Source organism: Marinobacter sp. MIT930201, assembly GCF_047122665.1.
Taxonomy (GTDB): domain Bacteria; phylum Pseudomonadota; class Gammaproteobacteria; order Pseudomonadales; family Oleiphilaceae; genus Marinobacter; species Marinobacter salarius.
The window spans coordinates 1,321,724-1,337,355 of the sequence record NZ_CP138916.1 but is presented as its reverse complement, the minus strand read 5'-3'; the positions used below and the strand labels follow the sequence as shown (position 1 = coordinate 1,337,355).

Here is a 15,632-nt window from a genome sequence, read left to right as displayed (position 1 = left end):
GAGGAGTGATTGCGCCCCTTCGTAACCCCGAGTTTTCCTGCTAGAATGCCGGTTTCCCGAATAGAGTGCTTTAGGAGCAGAAACAATGTCGATGGCTGATCGCGATGGCCTGATCTGGCTGGATGGTGAAATGGTTCCCTGGCGGGAAGCCAAAACTCACGTGCTGACCCACACCCTACACTACGGCCTGGGTTGCTTCGAGGGTGTTCGCGCCTACAGCACTGAAAAGGGTGCTGCGATTTTTCGCCTGGAAGATCACACCAATCGTCTTTTCCGCTCCGCCCATATCCTCAACATGACCATGCCGTTCAGCAAGGACGAGTTGAATGCGGCCCAAATCGCCGCAGTGCGTGAAAACAATCTGGACGAAGCCTACCTGCGCCCAATGGTGTTTCTCGGCTCTGAAGGTATGGGGCTGCGCGCAGACAACCTCAAGGTTCATGTCATGGTCGCCGCCTGGAGTTGGCCATCCTACATGTCACCGGAAGCGAAGGAGTTGGGCATCAAGGTCCGGACCTCCTCCTACACGCGGCATCACGTCAACATCACCATGTGTAAGGCCAAGGCCAACGGTAATTACATCAACTCCATGCTGGCCCTGAATGAAGCCATTGCCAGTGGCTGCGAAGAAGCCCTGTTGCTGGACAACGAAGGCTACGTGGCTGAAGGTTCCGGCGAGAATATCTTCATTATGCGTGATGGCGTGCTCCATACACCGGAACTGACGTCCTGCCTGGAAGGCATCACCCGCCAGACCATCCTGGATTTCGCGAAAGAGCTGAACATTCCGGTGAAAGAGCGTCGTATCACCCGGGATGAGGTCTATATTGCGGACGAAGCCTTCTTTACTGGCACCGCTGCAGAAGTGCTGCCGATCCGTGAGCTGGATGGCCGTTTGATCGGCGCTGGCAAGCGCGGCCCGCTGACCGAGAAGTTGCAGGGTATGTATTTCGATGCTGTGAAGGGCAAGAGTCCTGCGCATTCACACTGGCTGACAGCGGTTAACGGCTAACGCCGTGGTCCACTAACAACACCTGCAGGAAGAGCAAATGGCGGACGTTATCAAAGTGCCGGTCTCCTTCGGCGAAGTGCTGGACAAGATCACCATTCTGGAGATCAAGTCTGAACGCATTGCAGACGCGGAAAAGGTCAAAAATGTTCGGCTCGAGCTGGACGAACTGAGCGCCACCTGGAACGAGGCCGTTCAGGATCAGGCAGCCATCGCAGATCTGCGCAAGCAGCTTAAAGAAGTGAACGAGGCGCTCTGGGAAATCGAAGACGACATTCGTGATCAGGAAGCTGCTCAGGATTTCGGCGTAAAGTTTATTGAGTTGGCTCGCGCCGTCTATGTTACCAACGACAAGCGCGCCGCCATCAAGAAGGACGTTAACCTGGCCCTGGGTTCACGATTTGTGGAAGAAAAGTCCTATCAGGATTACACCGCCCGCAAGTAAAGCGGTGCTTTCATTCGCCTGGATTGTCATACCCTCTCCCATCGCGGGAGAGGGTTAAAGAGAAGGCCCGAGAGAGCCGTAGACAGTGGCTCGGCATCAGTGCTGGGCAACCCACTGATCCAGCATCTCCGTCACGTCCTCCACCGTCACCAGTTCCATCGCCCCCTCGAATTCCGCCTTGGCGCCCCAGCGAGCCTGCTCAACGGTTTTTCCGGTAAACCGCTTCAACGCTTCCGGATATCGATTCACGCACCATTGCAGCGAGTTGTAAGGGCCGGAACGATTGGGATTGCTGGCCGCGAAAATACCCAGCACATCGGTGCCCATTGAACTGGCAATGTGGGCCGGCCCGGTATCCGGTGCGACGACCAGATCGGCGCGTTCCAACAGAGCGGTGAGCTGTTTCAGTGTATCCTTGCCACAGATGTTGTGCGCTTGTTCCGCCATAGCGTTTTCGATGTCTGTGCAAAACTCCGCTTCAAAGGGGGCGGGACTGCCCACCAGAATCACCTTCATGCCGTGAGTGCGGATGGCGTGATCAGCCAGTTGGGCATAGCGCTCGGCAGGCCAGTTGCGAAGGGTGTGGCTGGCACAGGGGCTGATCACGAGGTTCCTGCGGTCCGTTGCGAGGTGCTGCCTGGCGAACTCATGATCTTCGGAGGCCAATGGAATGACCCATTTTGGTGCGGCGGGTTCCAGGCCAAGTGGCTCCAGGAAGCTTGCCAGGCAGTCCCGCACGTGCTGTTGCGCTGCCGGAGCGATTTTCCGGTTTATAAACAGGCTGTGAAGGTCCTTGCTACGGGCACGGTCGTACCCTACTTTCACCTTTGCCGGAATCATCGCCGCCGCCAGATTGGCCCTGAAGGCCACCTGCATATGCAGCAAGGCGTCAAATTTTCGGTTTTTCAGGGTGTTATGCAAGTCCGCATAACCTTTTCGACCGGCTTTCTTGTCGAAAACGACAAACTCGACACCCGGCAGGTCGCCAATCAGCTTTGCTTCAATCTTGCCGATTACCCAGGTGATTTTAATGCCGGGCACCTGTTCCTGAAGGCTCAATACCACGGGAATGACATGGGTGACGTCGCCAATGGCGGACAGGCGCAATATACAGATGGAGTTAATCAAGTTACGGTCCGTTTCAGGTTCAGAAAACATGTATGTAGAGCTTTGGCGTGATTCATTGATAAACTGCTGCGTATTCTAACCTACTCGCTGGTTATCGTCTCAGGGCGACCAGCGGTTCGTCTCTTTGGTTATTGGTTTGTATTAGGGTGAGCATGGCTGAGTCTGAAATTTGCGTCCGGGACAACCACTCAGCCTGCCTTCTCCATCCGGATTATCTCGGCCAGGTGTCAGAGGCTTGGTTCAGTCCTGAATACTGGGGAAAACTGGCACGTCCAGTCAGTAGCGGAGGACGTGGTGGCGCATGGTTTGTCGATGCCGACGGCCATCAGGTTGTGCTGCGGAAATACCTGCGTGGCGGATTGATGACAAGGCTCTCTAGGTCATCTTATGTGTTTCTGGGGGAACAGCATGTCCGATCCTTTGCCGAGTTTCGCCTGCTCAACTGGTTGACAGAGTTGGAGCTGCCTGTACCCAAACCGGTGGCAGCATGGTATCGAAGAATGTCGCCGTTACATTATCAAGCATCGATTATTATTGAGCGAATTGACAACACCGCGCCACTAGCTGACCTGATAGGATCGCTGGATGATAACGGATGGAGGAATCTCGGCGTGAATTTGCGCCGGTTCCACGATGCTGGAGTAAAACACGCAGACCTGAATTGTTTTAACGTTCTGGTGCGAGGGGATGAGTTCTTTTTGATTGATTTTGATAAGGGGCGGATTGTCCAGTCACCGGCGTCTGCGGGTTGGAAATCTGCCAACCTTGAGCGCTTCGCCCGGTCTCTTCGGAAACTGGCTGGCGCGAAAACTCAGGAGCGCGTCTGGTATTTTTTAATGAATGGCTATAACGGGAGTCAAGAGGCTTGAGTAATACGCAAAAAAACGGGCCGCTACCAGCTGTCCTTTGTCTGACTGACGCATGTGATCGCCCGGAAACCGAGCTATTCATTGGCCTTAAAAAAGCCGGGTATGATGTGGATGTAATGTGTAATCCGAAAGGGCAAAATTATCAGCGCCTTGTGGATGAGGGCATGGTCGCTCAACCGATGGCGCTGGAAGATCGCTTCGACAAGGTAGGCATCGCGGCTATCCGCGAGCAGTTGAAGAAGAAAGATTACGAGGTCATACACGCGTACAATCCTCGGGCCCTGGCCTGTGGCCTGACTGCCTCGAAAGGCACGGACATAAGGATCGTGGCCTATCGAGGTGTGATCGGGAACATCAGTTTTTTGAACCCCGAATCCTGGATAACGTTTCTGCATCCCCGGGTCAGTAAAATTGTGTGCGTCGCCGATGCAATTAAAGATTACCTGTCGAGCCTGAAGTTTTTGTGGATGCGTATTCCAGATTCGAAGCTCCAGCGGATCTACAAGGGCCATGACCTCGGGTGGTACCAGGCTGAGCCAGCTGATCTGGGGGAGTTTGGTATACCCGAGGGCGCCTTTGTGGTTTGTTGTACTGGTCGTAACTCCCCTCGCAAGGGCTACGACGTTCTTATTGACGCATTCTGCAAGTTGCCTGATGACATTGAAGCGCACCTGATTCTGGTGGGCGATATGGCTGAGAACAAGGATCTGCGAGCTCAGGCGGAGTCCACTAATCGTTCTGCTCGAATTCACTTTACTGGTTTTCGCAGGGATGCGCCGGCCATTGCGGCAGCCAGCAATGTCTTTGTATTGCCCTCCACGGAGCGAGAGGGGCTGCCTCGGGCTGTGATTGAAGCGATGGCCTATGGAGTTGCGCCGGTGGTGACAAGTGTTGGTGGCATGCCTGAACTTGTTGAGGATGGAGCCAGCGGGTTGGTGGTGGCTCCTGATCACTCTCAGGCCCTCGCGAGTGCCCTTGAGCGCCTGTATCGAGATGGCAGCTTGTTGCGCCAGTTGGGGCTTGCAGCCCGAGAGCGGATAGCTGCTGATTTTCATACCTCGCAAACTGTACAGCAGACCGGCGAGCTTTATAACGCTTTGACGGGCAGGTTCTGAATGCGTCGTTATCTTTTGTTTGTTAATCAGCCGTACTCGTATTCCATTCTGCGGCCTTTACAGGAAGAAATACGCAAACGGGGCGATGACGCCGCCTGGTTTGTAGCAGGCTGCTCTGCGGCGCCGCTGTTACCGGATGAGCACCGCCTGACAACTGTGAAGGGCGTGATGGAATACGATGCCTGTGCGACTTTTGCCCCTGGTGACTGGGTGCCGTATTTCTTTCCCGGAATCAAAGTTGAGGTATTTCACGGCCTCGCTCGAAACAAAAGGGGGCATAGCAGCGAGGACGAAAGTGATCACTACCGGATTCGTGGCTTTTTTGACCTCTACTGTACTCACGCGAGCAAAGACACCAAAAAATTTGGCGAGTTGGCACAGCAGTATAAGTATTTTTCGGTTGCCAAAACCGGCTGGCCCAAGTTGGACCCCCTGTTCGATAACCGGCATACCGGTGAACGTCTACGGAATGAGGGCGAGCGGCCCGTCGTATTTTTTGCATCCACGTTCAGTCGTTCCGTGACTGCAGCTCCCCAGTTGTTGAGCACTATCGCAAATCTGTCTCAAAATGATCGCTGGCAGTTTATCGTCACATTGCACCCCAAAATGGATCCGGCAATTACCGATCAGTACCGGGCGCTTGCAGGGCCAAACCTGCGTTTTGTCGAGAGCCATGAAGACTTGCTGCCGATACTGCCAGAGGCGGACGTGATGTTATGCGACACATCCTCCATCATGTTCGAGTTTATGTTTCTGGACCGTCCGGTGGTGACGCTCAACACAAAAATGCCGGGTCCATATCTGATTGACGTCAACTCGCCTGATCGGGTTGAGCAAGCGCTGGAAACAGCATTGGGTCGGCCCCCTGAACTGATGTCTGCGGCAAGGGCCCTGTGCGATGAACTGCATGGTTTTCGTGACGGCAAGTCCAGTGCTCGCGTGATCGATGCGGTCGATGAGTTCCTTACCGGTGAGAAGGGAGAGCTCAGGGGAAAGCCGTTGAATATCCTTCGAAAAATCAAAGTGCGCCGGCGCCTCAAGCGTGAGCTGAGGAAGTCGGCCGAGTACTGATACCTGTACTTCAAAGGGATAGAATCTATGCCGGATGGGATCTGCCCAGCCAAAGTCATCGTGCTCACGTTGGAACGGGCAAAAGCCCGGCAAGCCCGCATTAAGTCCCTTCTGGACAGTGCCGGAATTCCCTTTGAATTCTTTTGGGGGGTAGATGGCCAGCGCGATCCAAACCCCATTGAGCCGTTCTACGACGAGAAAAAAAGACTGAGGGTGAAAGGAGCTCCTTTAAGTCAGGGACAGCTTGGCTGTTTTGCCAGCCATTACAGAATTTGGCAAAAGTGTCTTCAGGAAAATCAGAATCTGGTAATTCTGGAAGACGATGTCATATTTGACGAGGGATTGTTCAAGATCTTTTTGAAGAATATTCCTGAATTACCTCAAGAGGCGGGGTGCGTCAGGCTGTTTGAAAACAAAACACGAAATCACAAGGCATTTGAGTACGCTCAATTGAAAGGACTTCGATTGCTTCGCTATACCAAAGGGCCTATGAGCACCATGGGGTATTACCTGACCCCAGGCGCCGCAGAAAAGTTTATCGAATCGCTGAGGCCGGTTTTTCTGTCGGTTGATATCTATATGGACCGATACTGGTCAAATAAGGTGTTGTGTTGTGGCGTTGAGCCGGGCTTTGTCTATCACGATCATCAGTTTGAATCGATGATCGGTTACACGGAAAAAACGCAGCGTAGAGCTATTGTTGTCACAATCCTCAGGGAGTTGTTTACTCTGGGTGAGCGGATTCAACGGTATGTTTACAATAGAAAATTTTGGTTGAAATAGAAGGTAATATGGGGATTCGAATAGGGCTTTCGGGTGATGAATGAAACAATACATGCCATTTGGTTGGGGAGTCGAATGCCACCATTGGCCCATGCCTGTATTGATGACTGGTCAAAGCAGGGCTACCACTACAGGCTTTGGACAGAGTCTGACCAGGCGATAAACGAATGGGTTGACTCCTGTGCCTTCGCAAAGGTGTGCTACCAGAAAAAGCTGTACGCATTCGTATCCGACTACCTAAGGTTGAAGGTCCTTCAGCGTGATGGTGGCCTATACCTTGATACCGACGTGACCATCCGAAAAGATCCGTTTCCGCTTTTTTCCGGCCTTCAGTTTTCCGTTGGTTATGAGAATCAGGATTTTCTTGGAACGGCGTCGATATATGCCGAAAAGAATTCCAGAATTCTGGCAGCACTGATTGATTTTTATGAAAGTGCGATATGGGAATCGCCGTTGTACATTGGCCCCCAAATACTGACCAGCTTACTGGTCGACAAGGGACTGCAAGAGCTTGAGCGTTGCAAGCTCTATCCCGTTGAATACTTCTATGGCTATCAACAGGAACCAATGAACTTCGTCGCTCCAGACAACAGCTATTTAATCCACTGGTTTCAGCATAGTTGGGGGCGCGCTCCCGGACTTGTTTTTTTGAAATCGAAGCATCTTGGTTTTTGGGGGCGACTTTATACCTGGCAGAAATACTTTTTTCGCGGTCGATCCTGACTTAACCTTCGGGTCTCAGGTCGCTCTACTTTTTGATATTTCTTTGACATTTTCCTGACACTGCTTCCACCCCGAATGCAATAACCTCCCGCTTAAAAATTCAGCCTTTTAAGTACGAGGATTGCATTCCAATGCCCGTAGAACGTTCTGGTAGTGCCAAGCCCAAATGCCACTTTGTTACGAGGGCGGGTGCTTATTTTCCTTTGTTGGTTGTTTTTTGTTCTGTTCTGCTTGTCGGTAGTCTATCGCGCTGTTTGCTTGTTCTATGGCAGTTCGACCGAGTGTCCGAGTCAGGCGTGTTCCCAAGTATATTCTTACATGGGCTGAGAGTTGATTTGATTCTCGCGGGGATGGCTGTGGCGCCGATGCTGTTGGTTCTTCCCATTTTAGGGAACCGATTTAACTGGGCTCTGTGGAAAAAGCTGACGTTCTCCTGGGCAATTCTGGTCATCGCGCTGATCATTTTTATGGAGCTAGTCACTCCTGCCTTTATCAACCAGTACGATGTTCGGCCTAACCGGCTTTTTATCGAGTATTTAAAGTATCCCCGGGAAGTGTTTTCCATGCTGTGGACCGGCTACAAGTCCACGGTATTCCTCAGCCTCGGGCTTACCGTTGCTGGTGTGGCCGTTTTTTGGAGAACATTACGCTCGTGGTTGGGCGCACCCCGGCCTTCAAGCCATAGAAAAGCACTGTTGATCTGGCCGCTGGTGGTCGTAACGGTATTTATGTGTGTGCGTTCGACAACCGGCCATCGCCCAGCGAATCCGGCCATGTTTGCTCTAACGTCAGATCCGCTGGTCAACTCATTGATCATCAACTCTACGTGGTCTGTTGCATTTGCCATCTACAACTTAAAGCATGAAACCGAGAGCAATCAGGCCTACGGGTCAATAACAGACGAGGTGATGTTGGATGAGGTTAGAAGTGCGCCTTGGCTGGAAGGTTACGAGTTTTCGTCTGACAACTACCCTACATTGCATCATCAAACTCCCAGCTATCAAAGGACGTCGCCCATCAATCTGGTGATTGTCCTGGAAGAAAGCCTGGGCGCAACATTTGTGGAATCCCTCGGGGGCAGGCCGGTTACGCCCAGATTGGAAGCATTGAAAAATGACGGGTGGTGGTTTGAGAGCCTTTATGCCACAGGAACGCGCTCTGTTCGCGGAATTGAGGCCGTCATCTCCGGGTTTCTACCCTCCGCATCGCGCAGTGTGGTGAAGCTGTCACTGTCGCAGTCGAACTTCTTTACGCTGGCCGGCCTTTTGGAACGCAAAGGCTATGACACCGGTTTTATTTACGGAGGTGAAGCGCATTTCGACAATATGCGGAGCTTTTTCTCAGGCAATGGCTTTCAGCATATTGTCGATCAGCTCGACTACGATAGCCCAACGTTCACAGGTAGCTGGGGAGTAAGCGACGAGGATCTGTTTCGGAAAGCGGATCAAGAACTGCGAAAACTGAACGCCGCCGGGCAGCCGTTTTTCAGATTGGTATTCTCCTCTTCCAATCACACCCCCTTCGAATTTCCAGATGGGCGGATCTCGCTTTATGACAGCGAGAAGAACACCGTCAATAATGCGGTAAAGTACGCTGATCATGCCCTGGGCGAATTTATTGCGACGGCACGCCAGCAGGACTACTGGGAGAATACCGTCTTCTTGATTGTGGCAGATCATGATGCTCGTGTATGGGGTGACGAGCTGGTTCCTATCAAAAACTTCCACATCCCCGGATTAATTCTCGGTGGCAAGATTGCGCCGCAGCGTATCAGAACCATGGTCAGTCAGATCGATTTGGCGCCGACATTGCTGTCATTGATGGGCATGGAAGCGGACCATCCGATGGTAGGGAGGGACATCACCAGGCACCCGGAAAAAGCCGGGCGCGCTATGATGCAGTTCAATGACAACTATGCGTGGATGGGAGGCGATCATCAGGTGTTGGTTCTCAGGCCGGATCAATCGCCCTTGAAGGGCATCTACGACCCCGGGTCGGGCAAAACGGAATACTCCGATGCCGAGCCGTCGCAGGCTGAATTTCAACGGGCTTTGGCATTTGCCCAACTGCCACTATGGCTTTATCGTGAGCAAAAGTATGATACCCCTGACGTGAATAAACCATAGCGACGGCGTTGCAGGTACTCAGTGGGGCAGATCCTGCGTATCAATGACAATGACGGTGCCTTCGGAGTCTGTTTTTTCAACCTGGAGGCCCCAGTGAATGCGTTCGCAGGCCAGTTGCACAATCAATAGGCCAAAGCTGCTTTGATGGAGTTTTCTGGTCTCCGGCGCCACAACGGTTGATATTGCCTCCATTGCCGAGGTTGAAAGACCTTTGCCAAAGTCCTGAATGCGAATCCTGTGATCCGTTATAAAAATGTCGACGCTGCCGTTGGTGTGTCCGAGAGCATTCTGAACCAGATTGCGGATAATCATCCGTACCAGGGCGGGGTCTGAACGTAGGACAACGCGATCTTTCTGGGGGTGGAGTACTGTGCGGCCGTTAAATGCAGGGTTCAGATCCTTGAGGTCGACAAGCAGTTCACGGGTCGTTGCTACGATATCAATGTTGGTAGGGTTGTCCCTATCCTGTTCCCCGCGGGCAATTCTCAATAGCATTTCTGTGTCTTCCCGCATGGTGCGGGTAGATCTGCGAATTCGTCCCAGGGTTTTCTGATCGGCTTCCGAGAGCGTTTTGCGCTGCTCCAGTACATCTAAAGCGCCCATAATGACCGCCAGGGGGGTTCGAAATTCGTGGCTGGCAAGCTTTACAAAGGACTTTTCCCGCTCAACCACGGTCTCCATTGCCGAAAGGAAGCGATTAAAGGCATCGGCGATCTGGTCGAATTCGCGATCCCTGTAGTCGCGTGAGAGTCTTTGCATCGAAACCCCGGGCTCTGTTGACTGCACGTCGTGAGTCAGTGCCCGTAGCGGCTTTAGCAGATAAGATGAGGCAATACCTGAAACGAAAAGCCCCAAAAACATCAGCCCTGCAGCCAGAACGAGCAGCACGATCTGAATCACCGCTTCCCTGTTCTCCATAATCGTGATGTCCTCCGACACGTAGAGCCGTCCAGGAGGTTTGATGGTTGTTTCAACGTTCAGTATTTTCGTCCAGTCATCAAACTCGATTTCGTCTGAGTATCCGACGGGACGGTCATGAAGGTGCTGGGGCAAAAGTGATTCTGGTGCGCCACTTGGTAGAAAGTACGCTTCAATGCGACCGGTTTTCCAGCTCTGAAAGCTCGACTCCGTAATTTGCTCTTTGAAGTACTCGGCATCAAGTTTCAGTTCCAGGCCCCGAATAGTGTCTTCCACATCGTTTACAAAGAGCTCGACGGCGACCATCGAAACTGTTGTCGTTATGACAACAATGCCAAACAGTGTGGCGGACAGGCGGCGGGACAGTGAATGCTGCTTCATTGTGGCATGGCCTTTGGGTCAGGCAGTATTAAACGATAGCCGCGCCCATGAACGGTTTTTATCAGGCTATCGCCAAACGCCTTCTCCAGGGTCTTGCGTAATGCATAGATATGGGTACGCAGCGTGTTCCCTCCGGTTTCTGTATTTTCATCACCCCAGATTGATTCCGAAAGGACATCATGACTGAGAAAGCTGGGATAGGCGCGAATCAGTAGTTCAAAGAGCCTGGCGGGCGTACCGGTAAGTTCTGTCGATTTTCCCCGATAATGTACGCTGAGCGTGCCGGGATCAAACTGAAGCTCTCCGGCCTGAAGTCCCTTGAAAACCGGGGTGTAGCGCCGGTGAAGAGCGTCAATTCTGAGCTGTAGCTCTTTGAGTTCAAATGGTTTCACCAGGTAATCGTCAGCACCACAGTTAAACCCCTTCTCTTTATCTGCGAGTGAGCTCAACGCGGTCATAAGGATGACCGGTTTCTGGCATTGTAGATCTTGCCGGATACGGCGACAGATCTCGAAACCGTCTACCCCGGGAAGCATCAGGTCCAGAACAATGACATCGTATGTCTGAGTTGCCAGCAGGTGCAGTGCGGTCAACCCGTCGGCGGCATAGTCCAGGGTGTAGCGGTCGTCGCCGAGAAACTCGAACAGGTTTTCCGCCAGGTCTTTCTGGTCTTCCACAATCAGGATGCCAAGTCGTCGGCTGTCGATTGAACTAAAGGATCTATTGGTCATTCTTTGACAATTCCTGACGATGGATATTTGGATTAAACGACACTAATCGATATCGCCGGTTCAGTAATTCTGTGTTGGCCTCTCGAAGCCATGTGACCACTGATTCCTGGGAGATTTGCTTCGGAATGGCAACGAAATAGGTCGCATAGTGAGGATTGGCTTTCGTTGCTGACAGTTCCTCCGATGTTATTTCTTGTGCAGCTCCTCTGGAATAATACCTTGCAGAGAACGGCAGATCATTGAGGTACAAGAGTGGACTGCTGTCGTGATCGGCCAGCTTTTCGTACTCCAGAACCAGCTGCTTTTCGGTTTTCAGCGTATAGACGCCTTGCGTTCCCAGCAAGACAAATACGGTCATCAACACTGGAACGGCTCCTGCCAATGGATAATAAAACTTACTGAAGCGGGCCAAATCCAGCCTGGTGAGCCAGTAAGCGATCAGTATGGCAGTAAACGGCAAGGAGGGGAGTGCGTAGGTCCAGAGTGTGTTGCCAGCAGGGGTAAAGAATAACAGCGGGCCCATGGTCGCCAGAAAAACGAAAAGCAGTCTTGGGTCGCGCAGTGCGCGCATCGAATCCTTGCCCTTCCCTCGAAACCAGGACACCGCCAGACAGCTGATGGCGATAAGACCCCAGGGAAAACTGGCCCAGATCCAGAAAACCCAGATCATACCTTTGGGTTGCAGATGGGCAGTACCGTAAAGGTCCCCCGCCCATCCCGGGTCAAGAAACCGGCGAACATGTTCGCCAACAATAAAGTAGTCGATAAATCCAGGGGTTTTCCACTCGGCAAGCACATACCACGGCAGAACAACCAGAGCTGTGAAGGTACACCCCCAGAGCCAGGGGAGCCGGCCAAGCTTTGCGGGCGCTGTTCGGGTCATAACCAGCCAGGTGCCAATCGGAACGCCAATCAAAACCAAGGTGAGCGGGCCTTTAGCCAGCAGTCCAATGGCCACGCCTACGAAGAAAAGGAATCCCCAGGCAGTGGACTTCCCATTCAGGGTGAGACCAAGGCTGACGAGGGCAAGCGTGGTGCCAAGCGCCAGAAAGGCGTCGGTCATCACCGCTCCGGCACTGATGTAAGTCAGGGCCATGGAAGAGAAGACCAGAGCGGACCAACGAGCGACTGTTTTCCCCCAGAGCAGTAAAGCGAAGTGCCAGGTTAGATAGACGATACCGACGGTTGCGATCCAGGAGGGTAGCCTGATGACGAATTCGGAGAGCCCGAACAACTGGATTGACGCGGCCTGCGCCCAGAACGACAGTGGCGGTTTGCCCCAGAACGGTACGCCCGGTTCAAACCAGGGGGTGATCCAGTCACCGGTTTCTACCATCAGCCGGGCGATTTCAGCGTACCGTGGTTCTGTCGTGTCGGCGAATGGAAACAGGGCCATACCGATGAAGCGACTTGCTAAAATGGCGGACAGGACAAGCAACCAGGGGCTAATTCGAGCTAGCATGGCGATATGGCTCCGGATTCAGGGTGTTGGGTCGAGCTCCTGCCTGGACGCTCTCCATGACATCTTCTGTGAGGTAAATCGGGCGTTGCTTTGTCTCGACATAGGTTTTGCCGACATACTCGCCTACGATGCCAATACTAAGAAGCTGAATCCCTCCCAGAAACGTAATGATGGCCACCAGCGATGGATAGCCGTTGGTGACGTCACCCAGTAACGTAGCCTTGACGACGATCCAGAGCCCGAAAAGGGCACCCATTGATGCTGCAAGCAGGCCCACGCCAGTGGCCCAGCGCAGTGGTGATGTTGAAAACGAGGTCAGTCCTTCCAGCGCGAGCCCGATCAACCCGGGATAGTCCCACTTGGAAACTCCCGCAGCTCGTGGCGCCCGGTCATAAGGAAGTACCGTGGTGGGCATGCCTATCCACGCAAAAAGCCCCTTCATATAGCGATTGCGTTCGCCCAGAGACATCAGCGCATCGACTGCCCTGCGGCTCATCAGTCGAAAATCTCCGGTATCGACGGGGATATTTGTCCTGCTTGTTCGATTGAGCAGCCGGTAAAACAGATGAGCGCTCAGGCGCTTGGGCAGAGATTCCCCGTGCCTGGACCGCCTCTGCATCAATACAACATCGGAACCGGACTGCCACGCTTCGACCATGGTTGGAATAAGTTCTGGTGGGTCCTGAAGATCCGCATCAATCACCACGACAGCATCACCGGTCGCATGTTCCAGGCCGGCAGTGAGAGCCGCTTCTTTGCCAAAGTTACGGGTCAGTTTTACCAATCGAATACCACTGCGACGCGCCAGAAAACTGGAGATGTAGTTGGCGCTCCCGTCTTCGCTGCCGTCATCAACGAAAACCAGTTGGGTCGCTACCGTGAGGGAATCAAGAATAGGCAGCACCCGTTCCAGAAAAACGGGCAGCATTGCTCGTTCGTTGAAGACGGGTACGACGATGGAAAGAACTTGTTTACTGCTAATACGGGTAGGGAGAACACTATGTCTGCTCATGGAAGACCAACCTCTGGTAAACAACAAAGTTCAATAGCGCCCCGAATGTCGTTGTGACGATCTGGGCAGCGGTGACTGGCAGGGACAGGCCCTGATGGAAGAAAGAAAACAGAATGAAATTCGTTATCCAGGCAAGCAGACAGGACAACGCATAGCGTCCGACGGTCTTTGCATGGGTATCTGCATTCGGAAAGGCTAACTGACGTTGAAACAAATAATTGGCAACAGCGCCGCACAGGCTTCCAATAGCGGTTGCGTATAAAGGCGAGAGTCCAAGTAGTACAAGGCCAGCCATCGACGCCCAATGAATGGCGGTTGCGATGCCGCCTGCGGCTGCAAAGCCAAGCACCTGCTGGCGGATACCCGGGGATACCTGGGAGTTGACCATGTCTGATTCCAGTGCTGTTTCACAGGAAGCGCTCGCTGTAATGCGAGCACAGTTCAGGTTTAGGTCGGTATGGTAGTTGAAGGACTGTCAGAAAAGCTTTGTAGAAACATCAAGAAAATGTCAAAGGTGTTTAAGCAGGGGATCGTAGATTGATCCGAATTTTACGGAGGGCCTGTAAGGAGACGGTCATTTTTTTTGAATTGGAAGCTATAAATAATGCCGTAGAACACCGAAAAGACATATATGCCATTCCAGGAAAAGAAAAATGACTCAAAACAGTTCACGGTTATCCAGAATATGGCCGTCGTTGTTGCGAATATACGCCACGTATTGCCAGTGACGCCTTTGGGGCTCTTTGAAACCGTGATCACGGGGAAAAAGATCAGAAAATAAATGAACACAGTTCCGACTATTCCAAAGCTGACCAAGCTTTCGATGTGGGAGTTGTGAAGGTGGCTGAAACTGGATTTCATGGCGTCTGAAAAATTATCTGATTCGGAGATAACCAACTCTCTGGCATTCTCGCCGCTGCCGAGTAGAGGCCGCATTTTGAACCACTGCCAGGCTTCTATCCACAGGTTAATCCGTATTCCGACACTGCCACTGTTAGGAATAGATTCTATGTCCAACGTTGCCGCATTTTTTATGTTGTCAGTTTCAGCACCGATCCTTTTGGAGACGATTTGCGACGTTGACAGCGCCATCAGTACGAAAAACAATGCGATATAAGAAAGCACCACAGCTTTAGTTGAGATACGTGACTGTGGCAAAAGTTTCAGGGTTAAAGGGGCTGCGAGAAAACACAAGAGCAAGGAGAGCCAAACCTGACGCGACTGGGTGATCACGGTAATCAGTAGGAAAAACAGGAAGAAAGCGATGGCAAGCGATGACTTCAGTAGTTTCAGGTGCTTTGACGTTGTCGTTCTGGCAAGGAGCAAAAAAATGGATGCAATTAAGCCAAATCCTGAAAATAACGAGGTGTGCTGAGCATTAACTACATTAAAATCAATACGGGAACCGGAGATTCCGGCGTATATTTCCCCGAAAAAATCGCTCGAGTTGCTGATAAAGATTCCCAGCGCACTCAAGCAATAAGCGATCAGGATTCCAGCGATTATGTTGGTATTTCCTCTCGTCCAATAGGCGATAAACCAAAAGATGAAAAAGCTATAGAAGAAGAACGGGGACGGTTTTGGCATAGCCAGATCAGGGATGGCTACGATGCTGTTGATCCAGCTCAACAGGGGAATGGCAATGGAGATGAAAAACGCAATGTATATCGGGTCTTTTTTTATCTTCTTGAAATTATAGAAAATGGATAACAAGGTGCCAATAAAGGTGATCATAAAGAAGACGTCACCGATATCCCGGTAGAATCGTTTGAACAGAACGAAGCCGATGATAGTGGCCACCATCAGTTGGCTGAAGCGTTGACTAGCCACAATGCTTTCAAGTCTGGATGACAAGGTCT

15 protein-coding genes are annotated in these 15,632 nt (G+C 52.1%); 8 read left to right on the top strand and 7 right to left on the bottom strand.

Annotated features, from left to right (window positions below; translation table 11 throughout):
* Positions 1–85: 85 nt before the first annotated feature.
* Together SIC19_RS06180 and SIC19_RS06175 are read left to right on the top strand one after the other, a co-directional pair.
* Entirely contained in the window at positions 86–1,012 is a 927-nt protein-coding gene (locus SIC19_RS06180) for a branched-chain amino acid transaminase (RefSeq protein WP_036203452.1), read from the top strand.
* A gap of 37 nt (positions 1,013–1,049) precedes the next feature.
* Positions 1,050–1,454 (top strand): DUF6165 family protein, encoded by a 405-nt coding sequence (locus SIC19_RS06175; RefSeq protein ID WP_075195807.1) that lies wholly within the window; start codon positions 1,050–1,052, stop codon positions 1,452–1,454.
* 96 nt (positions 1,455–1,550) lie between these two features.
* Here the strand turns inward: SIC19_RS06175 and SIC19_RS06170 are convergent, their stop codons facing one another.
* A complete protein-coding gene (locus SIC19_RS06170; protein WP_075195816.1) occupies positions 1,551–2,579 on the bottom strand; it encodes a glycosyltransferase family 9 protein in 1,029 nt (342 codons plus the stop codon).
* Positions 2,580–2,734: 155 nt separating this feature from the next.
* Between SIC19_RS06170 and SIC19_RS06165 the strand changes: the two genes are divergently transcribed.
* The 6 genes from SIC19_RS06165 to SIC19_RS06140 all read left to right on the top strand — a co-directional run bounded on the left by SIC19_RS06165 (position 2,735) and on the right by SIC19_RS06140 (position 9,269).
* Complete coding sequence (locus tag SIC19_RS06165) at positions 2,735–3,451, top strand: 3-deoxy-D-manno-octulosonic acid kinase (protein WP_041336056.1); 717 nt, start codon at positions 2,735–2,737, stop codon at positions 3,449–3,451.
* A gap of 116 nt (positions 3,452–3,567) precedes the next feature.
* The gene (locus SIC19_RS06160; protein WP_412535593.1) at positions 3,568–4,566 is read left to right on the top strand and encodes a glycosyltransferase family 4 protein; all 999 of its coding nucleotides are present in this window, start codon (positions 3,568–3,570) and stop codon (positions 4,564–4,566) included.
* A complete protein-coding gene (locus tag SIC19_RS06155) occupies positions 4,567–5,637 on the top strand; it encodes a CDP-glycerol--glycerophosphate glycerophosphotransferase (protein WP_036203465.1) in 1,071 nt (356 codons plus the stop codon).
* Positions 5,638–5,664: 27 nt separating this feature from the next.
* Positions 5,665–6,420, top strand: a complete 756-nt coding sequence (locus SIC19_RS06150) for a glycosyltransferase family 25 protein (RefSeq protein ID WP_036203468.1) — start codon at positions 5,665–5,667, stop codon at positions 6,418–6,420.
* Positions 6,421–6,495: 75 nt separating this feature from the next.
* Positions 6,496–7,143, top strand: coding sequence for a glycosyltransferase family 32 protein (locus SIC19_RS06145; protein WP_197061279.1), 648 nt, complete (start codon positions 6,496–6,498; stop codon positions 7,141–7,143).
* A 131-nt stretch (positions 7,144–7,274) separates the two neighbouring features.
* Positions 7,275–9,269 (top strand): LTA synthase family protein, encoded by a 1,995-nt coding sequence (locus tag SIC19_RS06140; protein WP_041336062.1) that lies wholly within the window; start codon positions 7,275–7,277, stop codon positions 9,267–9,269.
* An 18-nt stretch (positions 9,270–9,287) separates the two neighbouring features.
* Here SIC19_RS06140 and SIC19_RS06135 read toward each other — a convergent pair whose 3' ends face one another.
* From SIC19_RS06135 to SIC19_RS06110, 6 genes are all read right to left on the bottom strand, one after another.
* A complete protein-coding gene (locus tag SIC19_RS06135) occupies positions 9,288–10,568 on the bottom strand; it encodes a sensor histidine kinase (protein WP_075195808.1) in 1,281 nt (426 codons plus the stop codon).
* Entirely contained in the window at positions 10,565–11,299 is a 735-nt protein-coding gene (locus SIC19_RS06130) for a response regulator transcription factor (RefSeq protein WP_036203478.1), read from the bottom strand. Before SIC19_RS06130 ends, SIC19_RS06135 begins: the two co-directional genes overlap by 4 nt.
* A complete protein-coding gene (locus SIC19_RS06125; RefSeq protein WP_273065663.1) occupies positions 11,289–12,695 on the bottom strand; it encodes an ArnT family glycosyltransferase in 1,407 nt (468 codons plus the stop codon). Before SIC19_RS06125 ends, SIC19_RS06130 begins: the two co-directional genes overlap by 11 nt.
* Positions 12,696–12,744: 49 nt before the next feature.
* Positions 12,745–13,689, bottom strand: a complete 945-nt coding sequence (locus SIC19_RS06120; RefSeq protein WP_412535591.1) for a glycosyltransferase family 2 protein — start codon at positions 13,687–13,689, stop codon at positions 12,745–12,747.
* Positions 13,690–13,759: 70 nt separating this feature from the next.
* Positions 13,760–14,161 carry a GtrA family protein gene (locus tag SIC19_RS06115; RefSeq protein WP_041336067.1) on the bottom strand — a complete coding sequence of 134 codons (402 nt, stop codon included), beginning with the start codon at positions 14,159–14,161 and terminating at the stop codon, positions 13,760–13,762.
* A gap of 161 nt (positions 14,162–14,322) precedes the next feature.
* A complete protein-coding gene (locus SIC19_RS06110; RefSeq protein ID WP_127402079.1) occupies positions 14,323–15,627 on the bottom strand; it encodes an O-antigen ligase family protein in 1,305 nt (434 codons plus the stop codon).
* Positions 15,628–15,632 lie beyond the last annotated feature (5 nt).

Excerpts from the sequence above, each read along its gene's own strand:
- SIC19_RS06180 (WP_036203452.1), top strand. The coding sequence starts at position 86 with ATGTCGATGGCTGATCGCGATGGCCTGATCTGGCTGGATGGTGAAATG.
- SIC19_RS06175 (WP_075195807.1), top strand. The coding sequence starts at position 1,050 with ATGGCGGACGTTATCAAAGTGCCGGTCTCCTTCGGCGAAGTGCTGGAC.
- SIC19_RS06165 (WP_041336056.1), top strand. The coding sequence starts at position 2,735 with ATGGCTGAGTCTGAAATTTGCGTCCGGGACAACCACTCAGCCTGCCTT.
- SIC19_RS06160 (WP_412535593.1), top strand. The coding sequence starts at position 3,568 with ATGTGTAATCCGAAAGGGCAAAATTATCAGCGCCTTGTGGATGAGGGC.
- SIC19_RS06155 (WP_036203465.1), top strand. The coding sequence starts at position 4,567 with ATGCGTCGTTATCTTTTGTTTGTTAATCAGCCGTACTCGTATTCCATT.
- SIC19_RS06150 (WP_036203468.1), top strand. The coding sequence starts at position 5,665 with ATGCCGGATGGGATCTGCCCAGCCAAAGTCATCGTGCTCACGTTGGAA.
- SIC19_RS06145 (WP_197061279.1), top strand. The coding sequence starts at position 6,496 with ATGCCACCATTGGCCCATGCCTGTATTGATGACTGGTCAAAGCAGGGC.
- SIC19_RS06140 (WP_041336062.1), top strand. The coding sequence starts at position 7,275 with ATGCCCGTAGAACGTTCTGGTAGTGCCAAGCCCAAATGCCACTTTGTT.
- SIC19_RS06135 (WP_075195808.1), bottom strand. The coding sequence starts at position 10,568 with ATGAAGCAGCATTCACTGTCCCGCCGCCTGTCCGCCACACTGTTTGGC.
- SIC19_RS06130 (WP_036203478.1), bottom strand. The coding sequence starts at position 11,299 with ATGACCAATAGATCCTTTAGTTCAATCGACAGCCGACGACTTGGCATC.
- SIC19_RS06125 (WP_273065663.1), bottom strand. The coding sequence starts at position 12,695 with ATGGCCCTGTTTCCATTCGCCGACACGACAGAACCACGGTACGCTGAA.
- SIC19_RS06120 (WP_412535591.1), bottom strand. The coding sequence starts at position 13,689 with ATGCTGCCCGTTTTTCTGGAACGGGTGCTGCCTATTCTTGATTCCCTC.
- SIC19_RS06115 (WP_041336067.1), bottom strand. The coding sequence starts at position 14,161 with ATGGTCAACTCCCAGGTATCCCCGGGTATCCGCCAGCAGGTGCTTGGC.